A 23,194-nucleotide genomic window follows, 5' to 3' on the forward strand; every position below is an offset into this window, starting at 1 on the left:
ATATGACCGATATTCTCGTCGCCCCGAACGCCGCTTTCCTCGGCCGCCGCGCCTTCATGACCCGGACCTTCGGCGGGCTCGCCGCCGGCACCGCGCTGCTGGCGCTGCCCGCCTGCCAGAACATGGGCGGCTACAGCCTCGTCGATGCGGTCGAGCGGATGCTGTTCCTCTCCAGCGAGCGCGCCTTCGCGCGGATGCTGCAGGGCAATGGCTATTGGGATAGCCAGGTCGCGCAGCTCGGGCTGGGCAATCTGCTCGGCACTAGAGGCGATGTGCTGAGCCGGATTCTCACCTCGGCGCTGTTCAAGAACCGGATCGAGAGCGCCTTTGCCGATGTCGCCTATCGCGGGGCGCAGCGTGCGGCGCCGCTGGTGACCGATGCGGTGCGGGTTATCGGATTCCAGAACGCGGTCGATCTGGTCCGCGGCGGGCCGACTGCGGCGACGGGCTATCTGCGCGGGCAGATGGGCGGGAGGCTGGTCGAGGCAATGGTCCCCGAGCTCGGGACCGCGATGCGCGTCGCGCAGGATCCGCTCGTCGGCGAGCTGATCGCGGGGCTTTCCGGAGTCGATGTCGGCGCGCTCGCCGGCCGGGTCGCGACCGGAGTGGACGACATCATCTGGGGCGAGATCGCGCGCGAGGAAGCTGCCATCCGCGCCGATCCGCGCGCCACGCGAGATCCGCTGATCATCGGCGTCTTCGGCACCGCCGCGGCGCTCTAGCCCGTCACTGGCCGCCCACTAGCCCCTGCGCCTGTCGGTCGCTAAGGCTGGCCGTGACTCGCAAACCCCCGGAGCGCTTAGCCATGAAATTCTTCGCCGACACCGCAGAGATCGACGCGATCAAGGAACTCGCCGAAACCGGCCTGCTCGACGGGGTGACCACCAACCCCTCGCTGATCGCCAAATCGGGGCAGGATTTTCTCGAGGTCACCAGGCAGATCTGCGCCATCGTCGACGGCCCGGTCAGCGCCGAGGTGGTCGCACTCGATCACGCGACGATGATGAAAGAGGCCGAGATCCTGCGCAAGATCGCGGACAATGTCTGCATCAAGGTGCCGCTGACGATCGACGGGCTCAAGACCTGCCTCAAGCTCACCGAGGATGGCACCATGGTCAATGTGACGCTGTGCTTCTCCGCCAATCAGGCGCTGCTCGCGGCCAAGGCGGGGGCCACCTTCGTCTCGCCCTTCGTCGGACGGCACGACGACAATGGCGCCAACGGGATGGAGCTGATCCGCGACATCCGCACGATCTACGACAATTACGCCTTCGACACCGAAATCCTGGTCGCCAGCGTGCGCCACGCCACCCATGTGCTCGAAAGCGCGTTGATCGGCGCCGACGTCGCCACCATGCCGCCCAAGGTGATCATGTCGCTGGCGCAGCATGTCCTGACCGACAAGGGCATCGAGGGCTTCCTCGCCGACTGGAAGACCACCGGCCAGACCATCGGATGATGCAGCCGAACCCGAGTACGCGATGACCGACCAGACCCCCCTCGACCGATTCAAGCAGGCGCTGACCGGCACCGCGCGGGCGCTGGCGCGCGAGGACGAGGTGGAGGTCGCCTGGAGCGCGGACAGCCCGTCATCCTCGGGCAAGAATTTCCGCGTGCCGCTGCCGGGTCGCAATCTGCCCGCCGACCAGGCGCGCGAGGCGCGCGGTTTCGCCGACAGTTTCGCGCTCAAGCTGCGCCACCACAACGAGCGCGTCCACGAGAAATCCGCGCCGCCCGAGCCGATTGCACGCGCCTGCTACGACGCGGTCGAGCAGGTCCGCTACGAGGCGCTGGGCACCACGCAGTACAATGGCATCCGCGCCAATCTCGACGCGGCGGTCGAACTGCGCACCGCTTCCGATCCGATCGTTCGCGCCGACAGTGCCGAGGATGTGCCGCTGCCCACCGCGCTGTCGCTGATGCTGCGCGAGGCGCTGACCGGCGAGGCGATCCCCGAGCGCGCGCGCAAGGGCGTCGACATGGTCCGCGAGCATATCGAGGCCAAGGCGGGCGGCGACATGGCGGCGCTGGCCGACAGTCTCGACGATCAGGCCTCGTTCCAGCGGCTCGCGCTCGACATGCTGCGCCATCTCGATCTCACCCTGCCGCAGGACGCCCCAGACGAAGGCGGCGAGGACGGCGACGAGGAGGATGGCGAGACCCCCGAGGACGAGGACGGCGCCGACGAGCAGGACGAGGGCGACGCCGAGCCGCAGGCGACCGAAATGGCGGGCGAGACCGCCGAGGGCGATGCCGATGGCGAGGCCGAGGAAGACACCGAGGGCGAGCAGGAGATGGGCGAGGGCGACCCCTCGGACGAGGGCGAGGAAGGCATGCAGCCGGTCCGCCCCAACCGCCCCTGGACCGACGATCCGCTCGATTTCAACTACCGCCCCTACACCGAGGCCTTCGACGAGGTGATCGAGGCGAGCGAGCTCTGCGACCGCGAGGAACTCGAACGGCTGCGGACCTATCTCGACAGCCAGCTCGCCGGGCTGCAGGGCATCGTCACCCGCCTTGCCAACCGGCTGCAGCGGCGGCTGATGGCGCAGCAGAACCGCAGCTGGGATTTCGACCAGGAAGAGGGCATGCTCGACGCCGCGCGGCTCACCCGCGTGGTCGTCAGCCCCGGCCACGCGCTCTCCTACAAGATGGAGCGCGATACCGAGTTCAAGGATACGGTGGTCACGCTGCTGATCGACAATTCGGGCTCGATGCGCGGCCGCCCGATCTCGATCGCGGCGATCAGCGCCGACATCATGGCGCGCACGCTCGAGCGCTGCGGGGTCAAGACCGAGATCCTCGGCTTCACCACCCGCGCCTGGAAGGGCGGGCAGAGCCGCGAGGCCTGGCTGGCCGACGGCCGTCCGGCGGAACCGGGCCGGCTCAACGATCTGCGCCACATTATCTACAAGCAGGCCGACGAGCCCTGGCGCCGCGCGCGCCGCAATCTCGGGCTGATGATGCGCGAGGGTCTGCTCAAGGAAAACATCGACGGCGAGGCGCTGCTGTGGGCGCACGACCGCCTGCTCCGCCGCGCCGAAGACCGCCGCATCCTGATGGTCATCTCCGACGGAGCGCCGGTCGACGACAGCACGCTCTCGGTCAACCAAGCGGGCTATCTCGAAAGCCATTTGCGCAAGGTGATCGCCTGGATCGAGAAACAGTCGCCGGTTCAGCTGGTCGCGATCGGCATCGGCCACGACGTCACCCGCTACTACAAGCGCGCGGTCACGATCATGGATGTCGAACAGCTCGGCGGAACGATCATCGAACAGCTCGCTGGGCTGTTCGAGGAAGAATAGGCGGCCGCTTAGTCATTGGCTCAATCGTTGAACCTGCCTCTGGCGCAATATCCTATCATGCGTTGCTCGAGTCATACATCGTATGATAATGTAGGCGTATGGGTAAGCTAGAACGCATCACCGTCACTATGCCCGAAGAGATGGTCGCCCGTCTCCGGGCTGCCGTCGAGCGCGGCGAATACGCCACCACCAGCGAGGTCGTGCGTGAAGCCTTGCGCGGTTGGGGCGAGGACTACGATCACCGCGAAGCCGAGAACGCCCGCATGCGTGCGATTCTCGATCGGGCAAGATCGGGTCCGCGTTTCTCGTCCGATGAAGTCTTCGCCGAGGCTCTCGACACGATCGATCGTGTGGCGCGTCGAAAGTCTGTAGAGCAAGGAGAGTGAAGCTCGAATATACCGAGCAAGCCCGGACCGATATCGTCGAAATCGGTGAGTATATTGCCGAAGACAATCCTCCGCGAGCGAGGTCGTTTCTGGCCGAACTCCGTGCATTCATCGAGCAGATCCCCGAAAATCCTCGCAGGTACAGGCTGCGGGAGGAATGGGGCGGTGCGGTCCGCGCGGCAAGCTTCGGCCGGTATCTTGCGCTCTTCGAGAATGCGGATGATCGCGTAACGATTCTCCGAGTGGCGAGTGGGCGGCGCAATGTCGCGGACCTGCTCGATAGCAAACCGCAATGAACGTTACCCAAGCCGTCCAGACGCGCCGCTCGGTACGCGCCTTTACCGACCAAGCGGTCGACCGCGACTTGCTGACGGGCATTCTCGAGCAGGCGCAGCGTTCGCCTTCGGGAGGCAATGTCCAGCCTTGGAACGCGGTGGTGCTCACCGGCGCGCCGATGCAGGCGCTGTTCGACCGGGTGGCGCTGGAGTTTCCCAAGGGCCGCGCGGCGCTCCAGCCCGAATACGACATTTATCCTAAGGACCTGGGCGGCGCCTACGAGCAGCGCCGCTTCGGGGTGGGCGAGGACATGTATGCCGCGCTCGGCATCGTGCGCGAGGACAAGGCCAAAAGGCTGGCGTGGTTCGCGCAGAACTTCCGCGCTTTCGGGGCGCCGGTGCTGATGCTGGTCCACACGCCCCAATACATGGGTCCGCCGCAATGGTCGGATATCGGCATGTGGCTGCAGACACTGATGCTGCTGCTGCGCGAGGCCGGGCTCGATAGCTGCGCGCAGGAAGCCTGGGCCGCCTATTCGCCGCAAGTGCGCGAGATGGTGGAGATCCCTGCGGATCACACCTTCTTCTGCGGCATGGCGATCGGCTATCGCGACCCCGAAGCCCCGGTGAACCGCTTCGATGTCCAGCGCGCGCCGCTGGAAGAGACCACGCGCTGGGAGGGGTGGGGCTGAGGCTCAACGCTCGTTCGTCATTGCGAGCATAGCGAAGCAATCCATGGACCGGCGCCATGGATTGCCGGGTGGCCCTGCGGGCCGTCTTCGACTCCGCCTGCGGCTCCTCGCAATGACGAGGAAAATTGACCTTCGCGCCCGCCACCGCCAAAGGCCCCCCATGACCGCACCCACACTCACGCTGTTCAACTCGCTCACCCGCGCGCTCGAGCCCTTCGTCCCCGTCCATGAAGGCGAGGCGCGGGTCTACAGCTGCGGGCCGACGGTCTACAATTACCCGCATATCGGCAATATGCGCGCCTATGTCTTCGCCGATACGCTCGGCCGTGCGCTTGAGTGGCGGGGCTACAAGCTCACTCACATCATCAACATCACCGATGTCGGCCATCTCACCGATGATGGCGACGCGGGCGAGGACAAGCTGGAACAGGCCGCAGCCAAATCGGACAAGTCGATCTGGGACATCGCGCGGCATTATACGCAAGCGTTCAAATCCGATGTCCGCGCGCTCAACATCCGCCAGCCCGCGCAATGGTCGGTGGCGACCGATTACATCGAGCCGATGATCGAGTTCGCCAAGGGCATCGCCGACAAGCATTGCTATGAACTCGACTCCGGGCTCTATTTCGACGTCTCGACCGTCGCCGATTACGGCCGCCTCGCGCGCGCCGTCACCGAGGATGGTGGTGAGGGCCGGATCGACACCGTCGCAGGCAAGCGCAACGCCGCCGATTTCGCGATCTGGCGCAAGACTCCGGCCGGCGAGACCCGCCAGATGGAATGGGAATCGCCCTGGGGCCGCGGCGCACCCGGCTGGCATCTGGAATGCTCGGTGATGGCCGAGAAGCTGCTGGGCCTCCCCTTCGACATCCACACCGGGGGGATCGACCACCGCGAGATCCACCACCCCAACGAGATCGCGCAGAACCAGGCCTTCTGCGGCTGCGGCGGGCTTGACGAGGCCGCGCATTCGGGTGCGAAGATCTGGATGCACAACAACTTCCTGATTGAGCGCAGCGGCAAGATGAGCAAGTCTTCGGGCGAGTTCCTGCGGCTGCAATTGCTCATCGACCGCGGCTATCACCCGCTCGCCTACCGGATGATGTGCCTCCAGGCGCATTACCGCAGCGAGCTGGAATTCAGCTGGGAAGGGCTGGGCGCGGCGCTCACCCGGCTCAAGCGGCTGGTGATGCAGGTGGACAAGCTCAAGGCCGAGCTCGCCGCCAGCAAGCAGCCCGAGGGCAGCTTCCCGCTGAGCGCGCAGGAGCGGGCGATGTTCGACGAGGCGATCTGCGGCGACCTCAACACCGCGGTGGTGCTGACCCAGCTCGAGACGCTGCTGGCTGCCAAGAAGACTCCCGCCGCCAAGCGCATCCAGGGGGTGCGGATCGCCGACCAATTGCTTGGGCTGGGGCTGCTCGAGCTGACGCGCGAGGACCTGCGGCTGAACCCGGTCGCGGCCGAAATCGACGAGGCCGGCATCGATGCGCTGATCGCCCGCCGCCAGCAGGCGCGGGCGAACAAGGATTTCTCCGCCTCCGACGCAATCCGCGACGAACTCGCCGCGAAGGGCGTCGAGGTGATGGACGGCGATTCGCTCGGCTGGGAATGGAAGCTTTGAGAGGAACCCGCCTGCTTGACTTCACCACATCTGTGTGTATATAAGTGCGCACGGAGCGCAGCAGCAAGAAGATCGTCAAGCGCCTGCTAGCGGATGGTTTCGAACTGGTTGCGGTCAAGGGCTCGCACCATAAGTTTCGCAAGGGCGACAGGACGGTGATCGTTCCCCATCCCAAGCGTGATTTGCCGCTCGGCACCGCGCGCAACATCGCTCTGATGGCAGGTTGGGAGTGACCGATATGCAATATTTCTATGCGATCGTCGACAAGGACGATGACAGCGCCTTCGGAGTGCGCTTTCCCGATCTCCCCGGGTGCTTTTCGGCGGCCGACGAGATCGAGGATGTCCTCCCCAATGCCTGCGAGGCGTTGGAACTGTGGTTCGAGGACGCGGAGGTGAAGACGCCGCAGCGACTCGACCAGATCCGCGCAGATGCGGCGGAAGATATTGCGGCAGGCGCTTTCATCGTCGCCGTGCCCTATATCAAGCGCACCGGTCGCCAGGTTCGTGCCAATATCTCGCTCGACAAGGGGATGCTCGATGCCATCGACCGCGCGGCGGCCGAGCGCAGCCTGACCCGTAGCGCGTTCCTGGCCGACGCGGCGCGCAACGAGATCGAGATGCGCCGATGACCACCGCCGTCCTTTCCGCCATGATCCGCCCGCTGGTCGAGCCGCGCCTGCCCGACTGGGTGGAGCCGCACTGGTTCATGTCCAAGGAAGAGGCGCTGGAACTCGCGCCCCGCGCCGAGATCGGCTGGTTCGATTTCGCGCAGCACGGCCCGATGGCGGAGGTCGTCACCGCTGCCACGAACCTCAAATGGCTCAACTCGATCTACGCCGGGCTCGATTTCCTGCCGCTCGATCTACTGGCGCAGCGCGGCACGGTGGTAACCAATGGCGCGGGCATCAATGCGCTGACGATCGCGGAGTATGTCGTTCTGCTGATGCTCGCGCATGCCAAGGGCTATGCCGAGGTGGTGCGCGCGATGGACCGGCACGAATGGCTGCTCGACAGCCCCGGCAAGCGCGAGCTTGCGGGCGAGCGGGTGCTGTTGCTGGGGATGGGTGCGATCGGCGCGCTGGTGAAGACCCGTCTGGAAGCCTTCGACATGGAGGTCGTGCCGGTGCGCCGCTCGGGCGCGGATGGTGCGCTCAAGCCGGGTGAATGGCGCGCGAAGCTGGGCGAGTTCGACTGGGTGGTGCTGGCGGTTCCTTCCACTCCCGAGACCCGCCACATGATCGGCGCGGAAGAACTGGCGGCGATGAAATCCAGCGCGGTGCTGGTTAATATCGCGCGCGGCGATGTGGTCGACCAATCCGCGCTGATCGAGGCGCTGCGTTCGAAATCGATCGAGGGCGCGCTGCTCGATGTCACCGATCCCGAGCCGCTGCCCGAAGACCATCCGCTGTGGGGGCTGGAAAACGCGCAGGTGACCATGCATCTCTCGGGCCGCGCGCAGACCAAGATGTTCCAGCGCAGCGCGGATCGCTTCATCGCCAATCTGGAGCGCTGGAAACGCGGCGATCCGGTCGAACCGCGGCTCGATCTCGAACTGGGGTACTGACGGAACGACCTCCCCGCTCGAACTTTCTTCCTCCGTCACCCCGGACCCGGTCCGGGGTCCCGCTTCTCTTCTCGCGGCGGGTCAGAAGTAAGCGGGTTCCCGGCATGGTGGCCGGGATGACGAGGACAATGCCGTGCCCCAGCTCAAGGATACCTACCCGCTCTATCTCAACAGCAAGCCTGCCCAGCCCAACACCGATCTCGAAGTCACCGACAAGTTTACCGGCGAGATCGCGTTCCGCACCGCGCTGGCGACCCCCGAGATCATCGATGCCGCGATAGCCGGCGCGGTCCGGGCGACCGAGCCGATGGCGCGGCTGGCGAGTTACGAGCGCAAGGCCGTGCTCGAGCATTGCGTGGCGCGGTTCGAGGAGCGCGCCGAGGAGCTCGCCTATTCGCTCTGCGTCGAGGCGGGCAAGCCGATCGGCGATGCCGAGGGCGAGGTCGACCGGCTGATCGACACCTTCCGGATCGCGGCCGAGGAATCGGTGCGGCTAGGCGGCGAGGTGATGCCGCTCGACATTTCACCCCGCGCTGCGGGTTATCAGTCGATCTGGAAGCGGGTGCCGGTCGGCCCCTGCAGCTTCATCAGCCCGTTCAACTTTCCGCTCAACCTCGCGGCGCACAAGATCGCCCCGGCGATCGCGGTCGGGTGCCCCTTCGTGCTCAAGCCCGCCAGCAAGACCCCGCTGGGCGCGCTGATCATCGGCGAGGTGCTGGCCGAGACCGATCTGCCCGAAGGCGCCTTCTCGATCCTGCCCGCCAGCCGCGACGGCGCCGATCTGTTCACCACCGACGAACGGCTCAAGCTGCTCTCCTTCACCGGCTCCGACACGGTCGGCTGGGCGCTGAAGGCGCGCGCGGGCAAGAAGAAGGTCGTGCTCGAACTGGGCGGCAATGCCGCGGTGATCGTGGACGAGGATGCCGATCTCGACGACGCGCTCGAACGGGTGATCAAGGGCACCTATTACCAGTCGGGGCAGAGCTGCATCAGCGTGCAGCGCATTCTCATCCACTCCGCGGTCTACGACCGGTTCCGCGACATGCTGGTCGAACGCGCCCAATCGCTGGTGGTCGGCGATCCCAAGCAGCGCGACACCTTCATCGGCCCGATGATCGACGAGGGCGAGGCCGAGCGCCTGAAGGGCTGGATCGACGAGGCCGTGGCAAACGGCGCCACACTGCTGTGCGGCGGCGGGCGCGACGGCCAGATGATCGAGGCGACCCTGCTCGAGGATGTCGATAGAGCCGCGAAGATCGTCAACGAGGAAGCCTTCGGGCCGGTCGCCGTGCTGATGAAGTTCGACGATTTCGATGCCGCGCTCAAAGAGGTCAACCGCAGCGAATTCGGCTTGCAGGCGGGGATCTTCACCCGCGATCTGTTCAAGGTGCTCGACGCCTGGGACCGGGTCGAATGCGGCGGGATCTGCATCAACGAGGTCCCCAGCTTCCGCGTCGACAACATGCCCTATGGCGGGGTCAAGAACTCGGGCCTGGGCCGCGAAGGGGTGCGCTTCGCGATGGAGGATATGACCGAGATTCGGAACCTGGTGATCCGGCGGACCTGAGCGGTCATATCACCGTCGCCCCGGACTTGATCCGGGGCCGGGCTGTCTCCAGCACGGCGTCGGAAGGAAGCGGGACCCCGGCTCGGGGGCCGGGGTGACGAAGCTATTGGGGCTGGAGGCAGGGTGTCGATACATCTGACACGGTCCTAGGCCTCCTCCAGCAGCAGCATTTCGCACCCCACCACCAGCAGCGGATCGGGCAGCAACCGATGCTCGACCTCGCTCACCGTCGCATCGGCGACCAGCTGGCGGGGGATGGCGAATTCATGCTCGGGGAGCGCGGCGACGAAGCGTTCGCCCGCCGCCACCGCCTCGCTCCCGGTGAAGCGCAGCGAGAGGGTGTGGCGCGTTCCCGCGAAGGTGATGCTGGCCCAGGCCTTTTCGCGGTGAACCAGCACCTCGCCGCGCTGCTCTGCAAGCGCCAGCAGCGCTTCGCGCAGTCGGTCGGTGGTGGTTCGCCGCGCAGTTCGCAGCCCGGTTCGGGGCGGATGGAGGGGAGGGCCGTCACTCGACATGCGCGGCCTCCCGTCCGGCGCGATAGCCGTCCATGAAGGACAACACCCGCGCCGCCATGAAGCCGCGCGGCTCGCGTCCCATCCTCAGATCGAGCACGAAGCGCGGATCGCTCGCCGCGAGGCGACCGAATTTGGTGGCGGGCATCTCCTGCTCGCGGAGGAATTTTTCGACGGATCGGATCAGCATGGCACTCCCTCGGCTTGGCGATTCGCGGTCTTCGTTCGCCATTTGTTCCAGCCGAAATCCAACTTGTCTAGGAAAAATCCTATGGTATAGGAAATGTCGATGTCGGGTTCGACAAAGTGCCGAGGAACAGCTGTTGGTCGAAATTCATGACGACGCCGCACCCGAACGCGCCCGCCTGCTCGAACTGGCGCAGGCCAGCCGTTCCAGCCTCGCTTCGCTCTCCGCCATGCTCGGCCGCAACCCGAGCTACCTCCAGCAGTATGTTCGCAAGGGTTCGCCCCGCCGACTCGAGGAGCGCGACCGCCAGCGGCTGGCCGAATTCTTCGGGGTTTCCGAAGCCGAGTTGGGCGCTCCCGCGAGGATAGTGCTCCGGGCGGCAGCGGAGGAATTCCTCGCCGTTCCGCGGCTCCCGCTCGACGCCTCGGCGGGGCCGGGCGCGGTGGGGTCGGAGGAAATTTCCCTCGACAGCTTCCGCTTCTCGCGCCGCTGGTTGCGCGAAATGGGGCTGGAAGGCGCCGATCTCTCGGCGATCCGGGTCGAGGGCGATTCGATGGAGCCGGTGCTGCGCAGCGGCGACGAGATATTTGTCGACCGCAACAAGCGCGCCGGCGAGGGCATCCACGTCGTCCGCATCGGCGACGCGCTCCATGTGAAACAGGTCCAGGCCAGCGCTCCCGACCGTATCAAGCTGGTCAGCGCCACCGAGGCCTATCCGCCCATCGAGCTGGCGCGCGGGGAGCTCGAGATTATCGGCCGGGTGGTGTGGAAGGGGGGACGGGTCTGAACTGCGGAACCAGGGGTCTCCCCGATTGTTGAAATCGGAGCAGGAACAGAAAGGCCGATCATGGGAACGGACAATTTGTTGACGTGGCTCGCTTTCGGCACATTGATCGCCGCTTTTGTGATTGCTTTGGTCCTGTTCCTTCGATTCATGCGGAAGCCCAAGAATCGACATCCCATGGATGGTCAGCGCGAACGCGACATTGAGGAAATCCGGGACGAAAAGCACCATTGATTCGTCTCCCCGGTTTGCCCGTCGGCCAAGTTCCGCGACGCCGCGGAGTAAACGGGATAACGCTGCAGACCGAGCCTTCAGCCTCTCGCAGCTAGGGCAGGATCAGTTCCGAGACATCCCGGAAGCTGCCGATCTTGCCTCGGAGGAAGGTGTTGAACGCGATCGAATGGCGGGTCTCGCTCGATTGGTTCGGTTCGACGAAGTGCAGCAGGCTCGAAGAGAACAGGACCAGAGATCCCTTCTTGGGCTGCACGATATTCTTCGTCGTGTTGTAGATGTTCGCCTTGCCCTCCTCGGGCGACAGCGCCAGCTGCTGGTACATTCGATGCCGATCGAAGATCATGTTGGAGACCGGCTCGGGTAGGTCGCTGTAATAGAGCGATCCCGAGACGATCGAGTTGGAATGCGCGTGCCCGTGCATTCCCACACCGGGCGGATTGGCGAGCGCCCAGGACTGGGTGACATAGAGCTCCTGCGAGATTCCCATGATTTCGCTGGCATAAGTATCGAGCGACGCCTGCACAGCATCCGCGATACTGCGAAGCTCGGGCTGGTCGAAGATGTAGAGTTCCTCGGAGATCATGTTCACCTGATTTTCGAGCATTTTCAGCCCCTTGATGAACTTGATCTGCTCGGGCGAAATGGCGTCGGCGATACTCGTGATAAAGTACGGTTCGGCGAACAGTGGTTTCACGGTGTATTCGCAAGCAGCCATCGTCTTGTCTCCCCCCGGTGAGAAGACCACAATGCACAATAAGCGAGGCGTTGCAAATCGGCCCGCTCGGTCATGCGTTTCCTTGCAATCCCCCGGCCCCGCCGCCATTCTATTCCCATGACCCAGACCGCTCCCACTCCACCCATGAAAGCGGGCATCGTCCCGGTCACTCCGCTGCAGCAGAACTGTTCGCTGATCTGGTGCACCGCCACCAACCGGGGCGCGCTGATCGATCCCGGCGGCGATCTCGACAAGCTCAAGGCGGCGGTGAAGCAGAGCGGGGTCGAGCTCGAGAAAATCCTCATCACCCATGGTCACATCGACCATTGCGGCGAGGCGGGGATACTCGCCAAGGAGCTCGGCCTGCCGATCGAGGGACCGCACGAGGCCGACCGCTTCTGGATCAGCCGCCTCGACGAGGACGGCAGGAAATACGGCGTCAACGGCCAGGTGTTCGAGCCCGACCGCTGGCTGGTCGATGGCGATACGGTGACCGTGGGCGAGCTGGTGCTCGAGGTCTTCCATTGCCCCGGCCACACGCCCGGCCATGTCGTGTTCTTCCACCGGCCGAGCAAATTCGCGGTGGTCGGGGACGTGTTGTTCCAGGGCAGCATCGGGCGGACCGATTTCCCGATGGGCAATCACCAGGACCTGATCGACGCGATCACCGGCAAGCTGTGGCCGCTGGGCGAGGACGTCACCTTCATCCCCGGTCACGGTCCGACCAGCACCTTCGGTCAGGAGCGCAAGACCAACGCCTTCGTCAGCGACTACGCGCTGGCGTAAGCGCGGGTCAGATCACCCGCAGCGCCACCAGCGTGGCGGCGATCGCGAGCCCAAGCAGGGTGAGCAGAGTGACCACCGTTCCGATCTTGCGGGGCAGGGTGGGGGTTTCGCCGTCCATCCCGATGCCATGCGCCACCCGCGCGAGCATATAGGCCCCGGCCACGAGTGCGAGCCACTGGCCCCCTTTTCCCGCCAGCTCGATCGCGGCGATCAGCACCAGCACGAAACCGGTGTTCTCGACGAAATTGAGCTGCGCGCGCATTCGCCGGGTCAGCGGCCCGCCGGCATCGTCGCCGTGGACGAGCTTGGTCTGGCCACGCAGCTGCCCGACCCGGATCGCCAGCCACAGATTGATCAGCGCCGCTGCCGCAGCAGCGGCCAGCGTCACCGGGAGGAAAATCGTCGTACCGTCCATCTCGTTTGGCCCCCTGTAGTCCAACTTTGCGTTAGCCTATCTCCACCGATGAACAATCCTTGGAGTGGCGCTATCAACCGCTTGCAACCGCGTCGAATGTCGTTATAGCGCCCTTCTTCACCGTCACAGGTTGGATTTTCTGTCTGACGCACACTTGTGCGTTGCCGGACCGTCCTCTAGGGCGGCCGCCAACCATCTAGATTTATTGAGGAACAGGTGCCGCCATGGCCGTCCCCAAAAGAAAAGTATCACCCCATCGCCGCGGCAACCGCCGTTCGCATGATTCGCTGAAAGTCGAAGCTCATCACGAGTGCTCGAACTGCGGCGAACTGAAGCGTCCGCACAATCTCTGCACCCATTGCGGACATTACAACGGTCGCGAGATCGTCGCCGTCGGTCTCTGACCGTAACCAACCGGAGCACGTCATGAATCTTCCGCGTATCGCCGTCGATGCGATGGGCGGCGATGAAGGCGTGCGCGTGATGGTTGAGGGCGCGGCGCTCGCCCGGCGACGCCACGACCGCTTTCAGTTCCTCCTCGTGGGCGACGAGAAGCAGATCAAGGCCGCGCTCGACAACCATCCCGGCATGAGCGGTGCGTCCGAGATCCTCCATTGCGAGGATGTGGTCGGCGGCGATGAAAAGCCCAGCAAGGCCTTGCGCCGTGCCAAGACCACCAGCATGGGCCTCGCGGTCAATGCGGTGAAGCAGGGGCTTGCCGGAGCCGCGGTCAGCGGGGGCAACACCGGCGCCCTGATGGCGATGAGCAAGCTCGCCCTGCGGACGATGCCCGGGCTCGATCGGCCAGCGCTCGCGGCCTTGTTGCCCACACTCACCGACGACGATGTCATCATGCTCGATCTGGGTGCGAACAGCGAGGGCGACGCGCGCAATCTCGTACAATTCGCGATCATGGGCGCCGCCTATTCGCGGATCGTCAGCGGCCGCGAGCGGCCCCGCGTGCGCCTGCTCAACATCGGCACCGAGGAGACCAAGGGCACCGAGGACATCCAGGAGGCTGCCAATCGCTTGCGGGCGGCCACCGGACTGGCGATGGATTTCGAAGGCTTCGTCGAAGCCGACAAGATCAACCGCGGCGAATGCGACGTGGTGGTCTGCGACGGGTTCTCCGGCAATATCGCGCTCAAGGCCATCGAAGGAGCGGCGCGCTTCGTTACCGATCTGCTGAAACAGGCTTTCGCCTCCTCGATCCGTTCGAAGGTCGGCTTCCTCGTCTCGCGTCCGGCAACCGAATTGCTGCGCCATCATCTCGACCCCAACAATCACAATGGCGCGGTTTTCCTCGGCCTCAACGGCGTGGTGGTGAAAAGCCACGGCAGCGCCAATGCCAAGGGCGTCGCCAATGCGGTCGAAGTCGCCGCCCGGCTCCTCGAGGACGATATAACCAACCGCATCGCTCATGATCTCGCCAAGGTCGGCGATCTCGCGGGCAGAGGCAGCGGCGTAGCGGCCGGACCCGCGGCGACATGATCCGTTCGGTCCTGCAGGGGACGGGCTCGGCCCTGCCCAGGAATTGCGTCACCAACGCCCAATTGGCCGAACGCGTCGACACCAGCGACGACTGGATCGTCGAGCGCACTGGCATTCGCCAGCGCTATATTGCGGGCGAGGGTGAAACGACCTCGACCCTCGCCATCGAGGCGGCGCGCAACGCGCTCGAAGCCGCCGGCGTCGACGCGAGCGAGATCGGCCTGATCGTCCTCGCCACCGCGACCCCCGACTATACTTTTCCCGCCACTGCGACGCAGGTCCAGCAGGCGCTTGGCTGCCGCGGCGGGATCGCCTTCGACGTCCAGGCGGTCTGCTCGGGGTTTCTTTATGCGATGGCGACTGCCGATTCGCTGCTGCGCACCGGCATGGCCACGAAGGCGCTGGTGATCGGCGCCGAAACCTTCAGCCGCATCCTCGACTGGGAGGACCGCACCACCTGCGTGCTGTTCGGCGACGGCGCGGGGGCGGTGGTGCTCGAAGCGCAGGACGTCGCGGAAGACGGACCCGGCATCCTCGCCACCCGGCTCCACGCCGACGGCGAGCATTGCGACCTGCTTCATGTCGATGGCGGCCCCTCGAGCACCGGCACGGTCGGCAAGCTGCGGATGAAGGGGCGCGAGGTTTTCCGCCACGCGGTCGTCAATCTCGCCGAAGTGCTGGGCGAAGTGCTCGCCGATGTCGATATGACAATCGATGCTGTCGACTGGGTCGTCCCGCATCAGGCCAACGCGCGCATCCTCGACGCCACCGCGCGCAAGCTGGGCCTGCCCGCAGAGCGTGTGGTGGTCACCGTCGACCGCCACGCCAACACCTCGGCGGCCTCGGTCCCGCTCGCGCTCGACGTTGCCACGCGCGATGGCCGGATCAAGCCCGGCGATCTGGTGATGTTCGAAGCGATGGGCGGCGGCTTCACCTGGGGCGCTTCGCTCGTCCGCATGTGAAGTTTTCTTCGCTTTTCGCGGCGAAATCAGCACTATCCGTTGCGCGGTTCCACCGCAGGGGCTAGTCCTGCCTGCGGGTTTCGTGCGGGTCGCGCTTGGACTTTAGGAGGATGCGATATGCGTTCGGTGGGTACGCTCACTCGCGCCGATCTGGCGGAAACGATCAATCGCAAGATGGGCTTGTCGCGCGCTGAATCGCTCGGGATCGTGGAATCGATTCTGGCGAAGATGTGCGGTGCACTGGCCGATGGCGAGAATGTGAAGATCTCCGGCTTCGGCAGCTTCGTGCTGCGCGACAAGAAGGAACGGGTCGGCCGCAATCCCAAGACCGGGGTCGAAGTGCCGATCACCCCGCGCCGGGTGCTGACGTTCCGCGCCAGCCAGCTGCTCAAGGACCGCATCGCAAAGGAATAGCGCAATGGCCGATTTCGACGATGGCAAGGACAGCGGCGCATTGCGCACCATCGGCGAGGTCGGGCAGGCGCTCGGCATCAAGCCGCATGTCTTGCGCTATTGGGAGCAGCAGTTCCCGATGCTCGAACCGCTCAAGCGCAGCGGCGGGCGGCGCTATTACCGCGCTGAGGACGTCGCGCTGGTCGAACGCATCGACCGGCTGGTGAACCGCGAGGGTTATACGCTCAAAGGCGCCAGGGCGGCGATCATCGGCGCGCCCGATACGCAGGGGGCGGCTCAGGCTCCCGTGGTGCGGGCCAACGGCGAAGAAATCCTGCCCCAGCTCAGGGCCATTCGCGACCGGCTCGAACGCGCGCTCGCGGGCTAAAATCTACTCCACCGCGGCGAGCAATTCCTCCGCCGCGCCGAGATCCACGCTCACCAACCGGCTCACGCCTTTCTCCACCATCGTCACGCCGAACAACCGGTGCATCCGGCTCATCGTCACCGCATTGTGCGTAACGATCAGATAGCGGGTCGCGGTTTCCTTCACCATCGCGTCGAGCAGGTCGCAGAAGCGGTCGATATTGGCGTCGTCGAGCGGCGCATCGACTTCGTCGAGCACGCAGATCGGCGCGGGGTTGGTGAGGAACAGCGCGAATATCAGTGCGATCGCGGTCAGCGCCTGTTCGCCCCCCGAGAGCAGCGTCAGCGACTGGAGGCGCTTGCCCGGCGGCTGGGCGTAGATCTCGAGCCCGGCGTCGAGCGGGTCGTCGCTGTCGATCAGCGCCAGATGGGCCTGTCCGCCCTCGAACAATTGCGTGAACAGCTGGCGGAAATGGGTGTCGACCCGCTCGAACGCATCGCGCAGCCGCTCGCGTCCCTCGCGGTTGAGACTGCCGATCGACCCGCGCAGCCGGCTGACCGCCTCCGCGAGTTCGGCCTGCTCCTCGGTGCTGGCACCGTGTTCGGCCTCGACCCGAGCTAGTTCGTCGGCAGCCACGAGATTGACCGGACCGATTCGCTCGCGGCTTGCGGTGAGCCGGTCCATCGCCTCGCTCTCGGCCTCCGCCTCGGCGACCGCCGCCGCATCGAACCCGAAGGCGCCGGGCAGATGCGGCGGCGGACACTGGAAGCGCTCGCCCGAGGTCCGCGCCATCTCGATCCTTCGGGCATCCTGGCTCTCCGCGCGCGCCGCGAGCCCGGCGCGGTTCTCGCGCGCCTCGGCCAACGCCTCGCTTGCGCTCGCGAAGTCGCGGTCGGCGCGGGCCGCGGTTTCCTGCGCCCGGGCGAGTGCAGCCTCGGCCTGCGCCAGCCCCTCCGCCAGCCGCGTGCGCACCGCATCGCCCTGTTCGATCTCGCGCATCAGCCCCTCGGGCTTGGCCGCCACGACCGCTCGCTCCTCGTCGATCTCTTCGAGCCGCCGCGCCATATCCGCCATCCGCCGCGCCGCCTCGCTCGAGCGCGCTTCCCAATTGGCCATGTCCGAACGCTGCGCCGCGGTCCGCTCGCGCGCCACCGCCAGCGCCTGGTCGTGCGCGGCAAGTTCGGCCGCCGCTGCCTGTACGCCCGACCGCGCCGCCTCGTTGCGCGCGCGCGCGGCGTCGAGCGCTGCGCGTCCGCTTGCCGGATCGGGAAGGGCGGTGCGCTTTGCCTCCGCCGCTGCGAGTTCCGTTTTTGCCGCGCCGAGCAATTCGCCCAGCTCGCTCTGCGCGCGTTCGAGCTCGCTGCGCCGACCCGCCATGCGTTCGCGCGCGGCTTCGGCCTGGTCGAGCGCGCGCAATTTCTGGCGCTCGTTTTCCGAGGCCTGAGCCAGCTCGCGTTCGGCTGCGACGAGATCGCGCTGCAGCGCGGCGAGTTCCTCCTGCGCCTGCCGCTGCACGGCGTCGGCCTGTTCGACCGCGGAGCGCAGCGCCGGTAGCGCTTCGGCCAGCTCGGCGTGGCGGTTCTCGGCCTCGAGCCGCGCGGCCTCGGCGGCCCCTTCGCCGCGCGCGACGAACCCGTCCCAGCGGCGCAGCGAACCGGAGGTCGTTACCAGCCATTCTCCCGGCGCGAGCGCGCGGCCGTCGTCGCTCTCCGCGACATGCACAAGCGCCAGCCTTGCGGCGAGTTCGGGGGGGCAGTCCCCGACCTGTTCGGCGAGGCTGTCGGCCACCGGGGCGGGGGCAGCGCGCCCGGTCCAGAACCGTCCTTCCTCGCTGCTGGCGGGATCGCCGAGCAGCGCCTTGCTGTCGCGCCCGAGCACCGCGGCGAGTGCGCGTTCATAGCCTTTGGCGGCACGCAATCCGTCGATCGCCTGCCTGCGGCCCTGGCGCTTCTGCGCCGCCTTCTCCCGGGCTTCGCGATCGCGGTCGAGCGCGGAGAATTCGCGTTCGATTCCCGACAGTTCTGCGCGCGCCGAGGATAGCGCACTCGCCGCATCGTCGCGCGTCTGCTGCAATTCCCCCTTGCGCACCTGCATCGCGGCGATCGTCTGCTGGCGCGCTTCGCGATCGGCGGTGGCGGCCCCTGCAGCCATGCGCGCTGCATCGACATCGGTGCCCGCATCCTCGCGTTCCAGCGCTTCGCCCTGTTCGCTCAGCCGGCGGCGATCTGTCTCGAGCCGGTCGAGCCGCGCGCGCGCCTGCGCGATTTCCGCCTCCACCACGCGCCATTCGGCCTCGGTGCCGGCATTTTCCGCGGTGGCCCTTGCGAGCGCGAGTTCGGCGGCTCGGGCGGCGCGCTCGACCTCCTCGGCCCGGGCAGCCAGCGCCGGTCGCCGCTCCTCGTCCTCCGCCAATGCCTTGCGGTTCGCCTCGAGTTCGGTCTTGAGCTTTGCCAGCGCCCCTGCGGCATCGCGGGTCAGCCGGTCGGCATCGCCGCGATCTTCCTCCAGCCGGGTCTTCTGCCGGTCGAGGTCGCGCAGCCGCTGCTCCGCCGCTTCGAGCTGGCCGGTGAGCGCCGCCATCCGGTGGCCATGCGCGCTGGCATCGTCGCGCCGATCGGTCAGTTCCTCGCGCGCTACGGACAGCGCCTTAGCGGCTTCATGCTGCGCCTTTTGCGCGATCTCGGTGGCGCTCTTAGCTTCCTCGACCCGGGCATCGGCCTGCGCCGCTTCCGCCTTGGCGGCCTCAGCCGCCTCGGCGGCATCGCGCCAGCGGGCGAAGACCAGCCGCGCCTCGGCGGTGCGGATCTCGTTCGAGAGCGCGGTGTAGCGCTCGGCCTGCTTGGCCTGGCGCCGCAGCGAGGCGATCTGGCTGTCGAGCCCGGCGGCGAGATCCTCGAGCCGGGCGAGATTGGCCTCGGTCTGGCGCAGCTTGCTCTCGGCGTCGCGGCGGCGGACGTGTAGGCCCGCGATCCCCGCCGCCTCCTCGAGCATCTGGCGGCGTTCGGCGGGCTTGGCGGCGATCACCTGCGCGATCTTGCCCTGGCTCACCAGCGCAGGGCTATGCGCCCCGGTGGCGGCATCGGCGAAAGTCAGCGCGACATCCTTGGCGCGCACGTCCTGCCCGTTGACGCGGTAGGCCGAGCCGGCGCCGCGTTCGATCCGGCGGATGACCTGCAGTTCTTCGCCGTCGCCGGTCTGGCCGTTGAGCACCACTTCGGCGAAATCGCGCGGCGGGCGCGATTGCGTGCCGGCGAAGATGACATCCTCCATCCCGCCCGAGCGCATCGATTTGGGCGAATTCTCGCCCATCACCCAGCGAATCGCCTCGAGCAGATTGGACTTGCCGCAGCCGTTGGGGCCGACGACGCCGGTCAGCCCGGGTTCGATGCGCAGTTCTGCCGGTTCGACGAAGCTCTTGAAGCCGCTGAGCTTGAGCTTGCTGAGGAGCATCGCCGATCCGCTACCCCGAGCGGGCCGTTACCTTGCCCCGGCGCGCTGAAGCAGGGGTTCGAGCGCCTGCCAGCTGTTGACCGCGTCCTGCTTCTGACCGTTGATGAAGAAGGTCGGGGTGCCGGTGACGCCCAGTTCGTTCGACTGCCGGGTCGAATTCTCGGCGATGGTCGTCATCGCAGAGAAATCGGCCAGGCAACTGCGCGCCTGATCCTCGCTGATTCCGCGCGCGGCGAAGAAATCGTAGAAGCCGACGACATCGGCGGCGGCGACGAAGCGCTGATCCTCGGGCAGCGCCAGCGCCTGCGAGAACTGTTCCTCGCGCTCGAACACGGGGCCGAGCACGGTCTGGAGGTTCTTCCACACCTGGTCGGACAGCGGGTGATAGGTCTCGTCCGCGCCGCAGCGCACCAGCTGCGCCAGCATCAGATCGTGCGGGCCGTGGATCTGGTTGCGCAGCTCGAAGCTCACCCGCCCGGTGTCGACGTATTCTTCCTTGAGCTGATCGGCACCGTTCTGGGCGAACGCGGCGCAGGCGGGGCAGGTCAGCGAGGCGAATTCGAGCACCTTGATCGGCGCATCGGGATTGCCGAGCAGATAGCCATCGGCATCGGTAACGGTGACGACATCGCTCCATTGCTGGCCCTCGGGCGCGGGGACCTCGGCAATCGGCTCGCCTTCGAGATTGCCGGTCTCCTCCGTGGCCGAACCGCAGGCGGAAAGCGCCAGCGCGAGCGGGAAGGCCAATGCGGCGAGAAACGGCGAGCGGATTGCGGTCATCGATGTCGGTCCTTGGTCGTGATTGGCGAGGTTAGACGGGAGGTTCGGGTGGATGGAAGCATGGCCCGGCGCTTTTTCACACAAATCGCCCCGGCCGGGCGGGTCTAAAAGCGGCTGCCGAGCGCCTTTTCCAACGCGAGCCAGGTAAAGACGCCCTCGAGCAATTCGCCATCGACGACGAAGCTGGGCGTTCCTTGAAGCTTGTAAGCCGCAACATCGGCCTGGCTCGATTCGGCGAGCTGTGCCGCCTTGGCTTCGTCCGCGAGACAGCGGTCGAGCGCGACGCGCGAATAGCCGCGCCGCTCCATGATGGTGTAGAAGCCCAGATCGCTGGCCATCGCCTGACGGCGCGCGCCATTGGTGCCGAATTGCCAGCGCGAGCGCTGCGCCTGGGTAGTGGCGCGCGCCTTGGCCATCCATTCGTCCTGCGCATGGAGAATGGCGGAATGGTTGGCGGCGAATTTCGCCGGATCCCCGCAATGGGTCAGCAGCGCTGCAGTCAGATCGATCGGATCGCGCAGCAAGTGGCGGATTTCAAAGCTGACCCTGCCGTTGGGAACATAGGCCAGCTTGATCGCCGGCTCGCCCTCGCGCGCGAAATCGGCGCAATGCGAGCAGGTGTAGCTCATGAACTCGACCAGCTTGACCTTCGCCTCGGGATTGCCGAGCAGGTGGCCGTTGTCGCGCTCGACGACCGCGGTGGTCCAGTTCTGCCCAGACTGCGCCATGACCGCGGCGGCGCTGCCGGTGAGCGCGAGAGCGCCGAGCGCCAGCGCCAGCTTTACACGTCGTTTGATCATCTCTCGCCGGTTTCCTTGTCGCCATCGCCGAAGCTGCGCGCGAGGGATTCGAGCACCGCGCGCAGTTCCGGATCGCCGATATCGCGCAGGCTGTCCCCCAATTCCATCGGAATCGGCTTGAGCGAGGGCGGCGATTTGGGTCTTTCGCTAGCCGCGGGCGCCTGAACCGTGCCTTGCCGCATCTTGACCCGCGCCACCGCCTTGTAGCCGAAGAAGCGGTTCACGCGTTCGACGATCTCGGGAATCACGTGCTGGATCAATGGGGCATGCGCGGGCAGGACGACCAGCTGGAGGATGCCTTCGGATTTTTCGCCCGGCGGGAAGCGGATCGATTCGGGCGCGCAGACGCGGGCATGCGCATCGCCGACGATCTCGGGCCAGCGGGAGACCACGCTCGACTGGACGAAACCGAAGCGGCGGAAGGCGGTCCGGCCGATCTGCGGCACCAGATCGCTGATCGCCTTGGCCTGCCCCCCGCGTGGACGCTCGTAGGGTTTGACCCGGTTCTTGGGGGCGGGCCTGGCTTTCGCCGGCTTTTGGGGGGTGTCGCTTTCCATCTGTGCGCTCCCCATGCCATAGCCGGGCCGTGACCTCCACCATCGCTGACAGATTGCTCGACTGGTACGACCGCCATGCCCGCTCGCTCCCGTGGCGCGCGAGGCCCGGCGATCCTGCGCCCGATCCCTACCGCGTCTGGCTCTCCGAGGTGATGCTGCAGCAGACCACCGTCGCGGCGGTGAAGCCCTATTTCGCCGTTTTCACCGGGCGCTGGCCGGATGTCGCGGCGCTGGCCGCCGCGCCCGAGGAGGAGGTGATGGCGGCCTGGGCGGGGCTGGGCTATTATTCGCGCGCGCGCAATCTGGTCAAAGCGGCACGGGCGGTTGCCGCGCGCGGCGGGTTCCCCGATACCGAAGTCAAATTGCGCGAATTGCCGGGGCTGGGCGCCTATACCGCCGCTGCGGTGGCGGCGATCGCCTTCGGCCGGCGCGCGGTGGTGGTCGATGCCAATGTCGAGCGGGTGGTGGCGCGGTTGTTCGCGATCGAAATCCCGCTGCCGCAGGCGCGCAAGGAAATCCGCGCCGCTGCCGAGACCATCACCCCGGAGAGCCGCGCCGGCGATTTCGCGCAGGCGATGATGGATCTGGGCGCGACGATCTGCACCACGCGCGACCCCAAATGCCTGCTCTGTCCGCTGGCCGACGGCTGCGAAGCGCGATTGCGCGGCGATCCGGCTCGGCTGCCGGTCAAAGCGAAGAAGAAGGCCAAACCTGTCCGGCAGGGCAGGGCCTTCTGGATCGAGCGCGACCAGGCGGTCTGGCTGGTCCGGCGCGAAGGCAAGGGGATGCTCGGCGGGATGCGTGCGCTGCCCGACGACGGCTGGTCGGCGCAGGCCGATGGCTCGGGCGAGGCTCCGCTGATCGGCGAATGGCAGACGCTCGGGCAGGTCAGCCATACCTTTACCCACGCCCAACTCGCGCTGTCGGTGAGCCGTTATGAGGGCATCTATGCGCCGCCGGGCGAGGGCGAATGGTGGCCGCTGAAAACGCTCGGCGAAGCCGGGTTACCCACGCTGTTCGCGAAGGCGGCGCGGCTGGCGCTGGCCTAGAAGCTACCCCCGCCCAGCGCGAGCCGGATCACCGCAATCGCCAGCACCACGAGGCAGAAATTGCGCCCGCTGCGGTGCGAGGACAATTGCCCCACCGCGATACCGGCAACGATCAGCGGCAGCGCGAACCAATTGCCCCAGCCCAGGAAGGGAATGGTGGCGGGTATCACGATGACGAGGGAGAGAATCCCTAGCAGGATAGAGACGATATTGAGCATGTGCTTTAGATAGATAGGACAGCGCCGGCTTGCAAGCATGGGACGGCGTTCGAGGCTTTTCCAAGGTTGCAATTTGCAATCG

29 protein-coding genes are annotated in these 23,194 nt (G+C 66.4%); 20 read left to right on the top strand and 9 right to left on the bottom strand.

The genetic code is table 11. The features are described from left to right. The first annotated feature begins 2 nt into the window (after positions 1-2). The 11 genes from ACQ5J0_RS10110 to ACQ5J0_RS10160 all read left to right on the top strand — a co-directional run bounded on the left by ACQ5J0_RS10110 (position 3) and on the right by ACQ5J0_RS10160 (position 9,412). The gene (locus ACQ5J0_RS10110; RefSeq protein ID WP_462567356.1) at positions 3-722 is read left to right on the top strand and encodes a DUF4197 domain-containing protein; all 720 of its coding nucleotides are present in this window, start codon (positions 3-5) and stop codon (positions 720-722) included. Positions 723-805: 83 nt separating this feature from the next. Further along, positions 806-1,459 (top strand): fructose-6-phosphate aldolase, encoded by a 654-nt coding sequence (gene fsa / locus ACQ5J0_RS10115; protein ID WP_462567357.1) that lies wholly within the window; start codon positions 806-808, stop codon positions 1,457-1,459. Positions 1,460-1,481: 22 nt separating this feature from the next. Then, the gene (cobT, locus tag ACQ5J0_RS10120; RefSeq protein WP_462567358.1) at positions 1,482-3,305 is read left to right on the top strand and encodes a cobaltochelatase subunit CobT; all 1,824 of its coding nucleotides are present in this window, start codon (positions 1,482-1,484) and stop codon (positions 3,303-3,305) included. 98 nt (positions 3,306-3,403) lie between these two features. After that, positions 3,404-3,691: a ribbon-helix-helix domain-containing protein gene (locus ACQ5J0_RS10125; RefSeq protein WP_462567359.1), complete on the top strand. Its 288-nt coding sequence runs from the start codon at positions 3,404-3,406 to the stop codon at positions 3,689-3,691. Beyond that, a complete protein-coding gene (locus ACQ5J0_RS10130) occupies positions 3,688-3,987 on the top strand; it encodes a type II toxin-antitoxin system RelE/ParE family toxin (RefSeq protein WP_462567360.1) in 300 nt (99 codons plus the stop codon). The genes ACQ5J0_RS10125 and ACQ5J0_RS10130 overlap by 4 nt, the downstream gene beginning before the upstream one ends. After that, on the top strand, positions 3,984-4,658 hold the full coding sequence (locus tag ACQ5J0_RS10135) for a nitroreductase (protein ID WP_462567361.1): 675 nt from the start codon (positions 3,984-3,986) through the stop codon (positions 4,656-4,658). Before ACQ5J0_RS10130 ends, ACQ5J0_RS10135 begins: the two co-directional genes overlap by 4 nt. Before the next feature lie 160 nt (positions 4,659-4,818). Continuing rightward, positions 4,819-6,279: a cysteine--tRNA ligase gene (gene cysS / locus ACQ5J0_RS10140; protein WP_462567362.1), complete on the top strand. Its 1,461-nt coding sequence runs from the start codon at positions 4,819-4,821 to the stop codon at positions 6,277-6,279. A gap of 44 nt (positions 6,280-6,323) precedes the next feature. After that, positions 6,324-6,512, top strand: a complete 189-nt coding sequence (locus ACQ5J0_RS10145) for a type II toxin-antitoxin system HicA family toxin (RefSeq protein WP_462567363.1) — start codon at positions 6,324-6,326, stop codon at positions 6,510-6,512. 5 nt (positions 6,513-6,517) lie between these two features. Beyond that, positions 6,518-6,910, top strand: coding sequence for a type II toxin-antitoxin system HicB family antitoxin (locus ACQ5J0_RS10150; RefSeq protein ID WP_462567364.1), 393 nt, complete (start codon positions 6,518-6,520; stop codon positions 6,908-6,910). Then, complete coding sequence (locus ACQ5J0_RS10155) at positions 6,907-7,845, top strand: D-2-hydroxyacid dehydrogenase (protein ID WP_462567365.1); 939 nt, start codon at positions 6,907-6,909, stop codon at positions 7,843-7,845. Before ACQ5J0_RS10150 ends, ACQ5J0_RS10155 begins: the two co-directional genes overlap by 4 nt. A gap of 133 nt (positions 7,846-7,978) precedes the next feature. Continuing rightward, entirely contained in the window at positions 7,979-9,412 is a 1,434-nt protein-coding gene (locus ACQ5J0_RS10160) for an aldehyde dehydrogenase family protein (protein ID WP_462567366.1), read from the top strand. 146 nt (positions 9,413-9,558) lie between these two features. Here ACQ5J0_RS10160 and ACQ5J0_RS10165 read toward each other — a convergent pair whose 3' ends face one another. Both ACQ5J0_RS10165 and ACQ5J0_RS10170 read right to left on the bottom strand, forming a co-directional pair. Beyond that, on the bottom strand, positions 9,559-9,927 hold the full coding sequence (locus tag ACQ5J0_RS10165; RefSeq protein WP_462567367.1) for a hypothetical protein: 369 nt from the start codon (positions 9,925-9,927) through the stop codon (positions 9,559-9,561). Then, a complete protein-coding gene (locus tag ACQ5J0_RS10170) occupies positions 9,917-10,114 on the bottom strand; it encodes a hypothetical protein (protein WP_305929979.1) in 198 nt (65 codons plus the stop codon). Before ACQ5J0_RS10170 ends, ACQ5J0_RS10165 begins: the two co-directional genes overlap by 11 nt. Positions 10,115-10,247: 133 nt before the next feature. Here ACQ5J0_RS10170 and ACQ5J0_RS10175 point away from each other — a divergent pair, with 133 nt between their 5' ends. Together ACQ5J0_RS10175 and ACQ5J0_RS10180 are read left to right on the top strand one after the other, a co-directional pair. Beyond that, positions 10,248-10,898 carry a S24 family peptidase gene (locus tag ACQ5J0_RS10175; protein ID WP_462567368.1) on the top strand — a complete coding sequence of 217 codons (651 nt, stop codon included), beginning with the start codon at positions 10,248-10,250 and terminating at the stop codon, positions 10,896-10,898. 60 nt (positions 10,899-10,958) lie between these two features. Continuing rightward, positions 10,959-11,129 carry a hypothetical protein gene (locus tag ACQ5J0_RS10180; RefSeq protein ID WP_462567369.1) on the top strand — a complete coding sequence of 57 codons (171 nt, stop codon included), beginning with the start codon at positions 10,959-10,961 and terminating at the stop codon, positions 11,127-11,129. Positions 11,130-11,220: 91 nt separating this feature from the next. On the opposite strand, the gene ACQ5J0_RS10185 is transcribed toward ACQ5J0_RS10180, so the two are convergent. Beyond that, complete coding sequence (locus ACQ5J0_RS10185; protein WP_462567370.1) at positions 11,221-11,844, bottom strand: TIGR02466 family protein; 624 nt, start codon at positions 11,842-11,844, stop codon at positions 11,221-11,223. A 117-nt stretch (positions 11,845-11,961) separates the two neighbouring features. Between ACQ5J0_RS10185 and ACQ5J0_RS10190 the strand changes: the two genes are divergently transcribed. Further along, on the top strand, positions 11,962-12,630 hold the full coding sequence (locus ACQ5J0_RS10190) for an MBL fold metallo-hydrolase (protein WP_462567371.1): 669 nt from the start codon (positions 11,962-11,964) through the stop codon (positions 12,628-12,630). Between the two features lie 7 nt (positions 12,631-12,637). Here ACQ5J0_RS10190 and ACQ5J0_RS10195 read toward each other — a convergent pair whose 3' ends face one another. Next, positions 12,638-13,045, bottom strand: coding sequence for an MAPEG family protein (locus ACQ5J0_RS10195; protein ID WP_462567372.1), 408 nt, complete (start codon positions 13,043-13,045; stop codon positions 12,638-12,640). Between the two features lie 224 nt (positions 13,046-13,269). On the opposite strand from ACQ5J0_RS10195, the gene rpmF reads away from it, so the two are divergent. The 5 genes from rpmF (at position 13,270) to ACQ5J0_RS10220 (ending at position 16,279) form a co-directional block, all read left to right on the top strand. Continuing rightward, a complete protein-coding gene (gene rpmF, locus ACQ5J0_RS10200; protein ID WP_462567373.1) occupies positions 13,270-13,449 on the top strand; it encodes a 50S ribosomal protein L32 in 180 nt (59 codons plus the stop codon). Positions 13,450-13,471: 22 nt separating this feature from the next. Continuing rightward, complete coding sequence (gene plsX, locus ACQ5J0_RS10205; protein WP_462567374.1) at positions 13,472-14,536, top strand: phosphate acyltransferase PlsX; 1,065 nt, start codon at positions 13,472-13,474, stop codon at positions 14,534-14,536. Next, positions 14,533-15,498, top strand: a complete 966-nt coding sequence (locus ACQ5J0_RS10210; protein ID WP_462567375.1) for a beta-ketoacyl-ACP synthase III — start codon at positions 14,533-14,535, stop codon at positions 15,496-15,498. The genes plsX and ACQ5J0_RS10210 overlap by 4 nt, the downstream gene beginning before the upstream one ends. Before the next feature lie 117 nt (positions 15,499-15,615). After that, on the top strand, positions 15,616-15,912 hold the full coding sequence (locus ACQ5J0_RS10215; RefSeq protein WP_462567377.1) for an integration host factor subunit alpha: 297 nt from the start codon (positions 15,616-15,618) through the stop codon (positions 15,910-15,912). 4 nt (positions 15,913-15,916) lie between these two features. Next, positions 15,917-16,279: a MerR family transcriptional regulator gene (locus tag ACQ5J0_RS10220; protein WP_462567378.1), complete on the top strand. Its 363-nt coding sequence runs from the start codon at positions 15,917-15,919 to the stop codon at positions 16,277-16,279. 3 nt (positions 16,280-16,282) lie between these two features. On the opposite strand, the gene smc is transcribed toward ACQ5J0_RS10220, so the two are convergent. The 4 genes from smc to ACQ5J0_RS10240 all read right to left on the bottom strand — a co-directional run bounded on the left by smc (position 16,283) and on the right by ACQ5J0_RS10240 (position 21,845). Beyond that, positions 16,283-19,708 (bottom strand): chromosome segregation protein SMC, encoded by a 3,426-nt coding sequence (gene smc / locus ACQ5J0_RS10225; RefSeq protein ID WP_462567379.1) that lies wholly within the window; start codon positions 19,706-19,708, stop codon positions 16,283-16,285. Positions 19,709-19,735: 27 nt separating this feature from the next. Then, the gene (locus tag ACQ5J0_RS10230; RefSeq protein WP_462567380.1) at positions 19,736-20,488 is read right to left on the bottom strand and encodes a thioredoxin domain-containing protein; all 753 of its coding nucleotides are present in this window, start codon (positions 20,486-20,488) and stop codon (positions 19,736-19,738) included. A gap of 104 nt (positions 20,489-20,592) precedes the next feature. After that, complete coding sequence (locus tag ACQ5J0_RS10235) at positions 20,593-21,288, bottom strand: thioredoxin domain-containing protein (protein ID WP_462567381.1); 696 nt, start codon at positions 21,286-21,288, stop codon at positions 20,593-20,595. Continuing rightward, positions 21,285-21,845 (bottom strand): DUF721 domain-containing protein, encoded by a 561-nt coding sequence (locus tag ACQ5J0_RS10240; RefSeq protein WP_462567382.1) that lies wholly within the window; start codon positions 21,843-21,845, stop codon positions 21,285-21,287. Before ACQ5J0_RS10240 ends, ACQ5J0_RS10235 begins: the two co-directional genes overlap by 4 nt. Positions 21,846-21,874: 29 nt before the next feature. On the opposite strand from ACQ5J0_RS10240, the gene mutY reads away from it, so the two are divergent. Next, entirely contained in the window at positions 21,875-22,894 is a 1,020-nt protein-coding gene (mutY, locus tag ACQ5J0_RS10245) for an A/G-specific adenine glycosylase (RefSeq protein ID WP_462567383.1), read from the top strand. On the opposite strand, the gene ACQ5J0_RS10250 is transcribed toward mutY, so the two are convergent. After that, positions 22,891-23,112 carry a hypothetical protein gene (locus ACQ5J0_RS10250; protein ID WP_462567384.1) on the bottom strand — a complete coding sequence of 74 codons (222 nt, stop codon included), beginning with the start codon at positions 23,110-23,112 and terminating at the stop codon, positions 22,891-22,893. The genes mutY and ACQ5J0_RS10250 overlap by 4 nt on opposite strands. Positions 23,113-23,194 lie beyond the last annotated feature (82 nt).

It is taken from the genome of Qipengyuania sp. SM2512 (genome assembly GCF_054954005.1).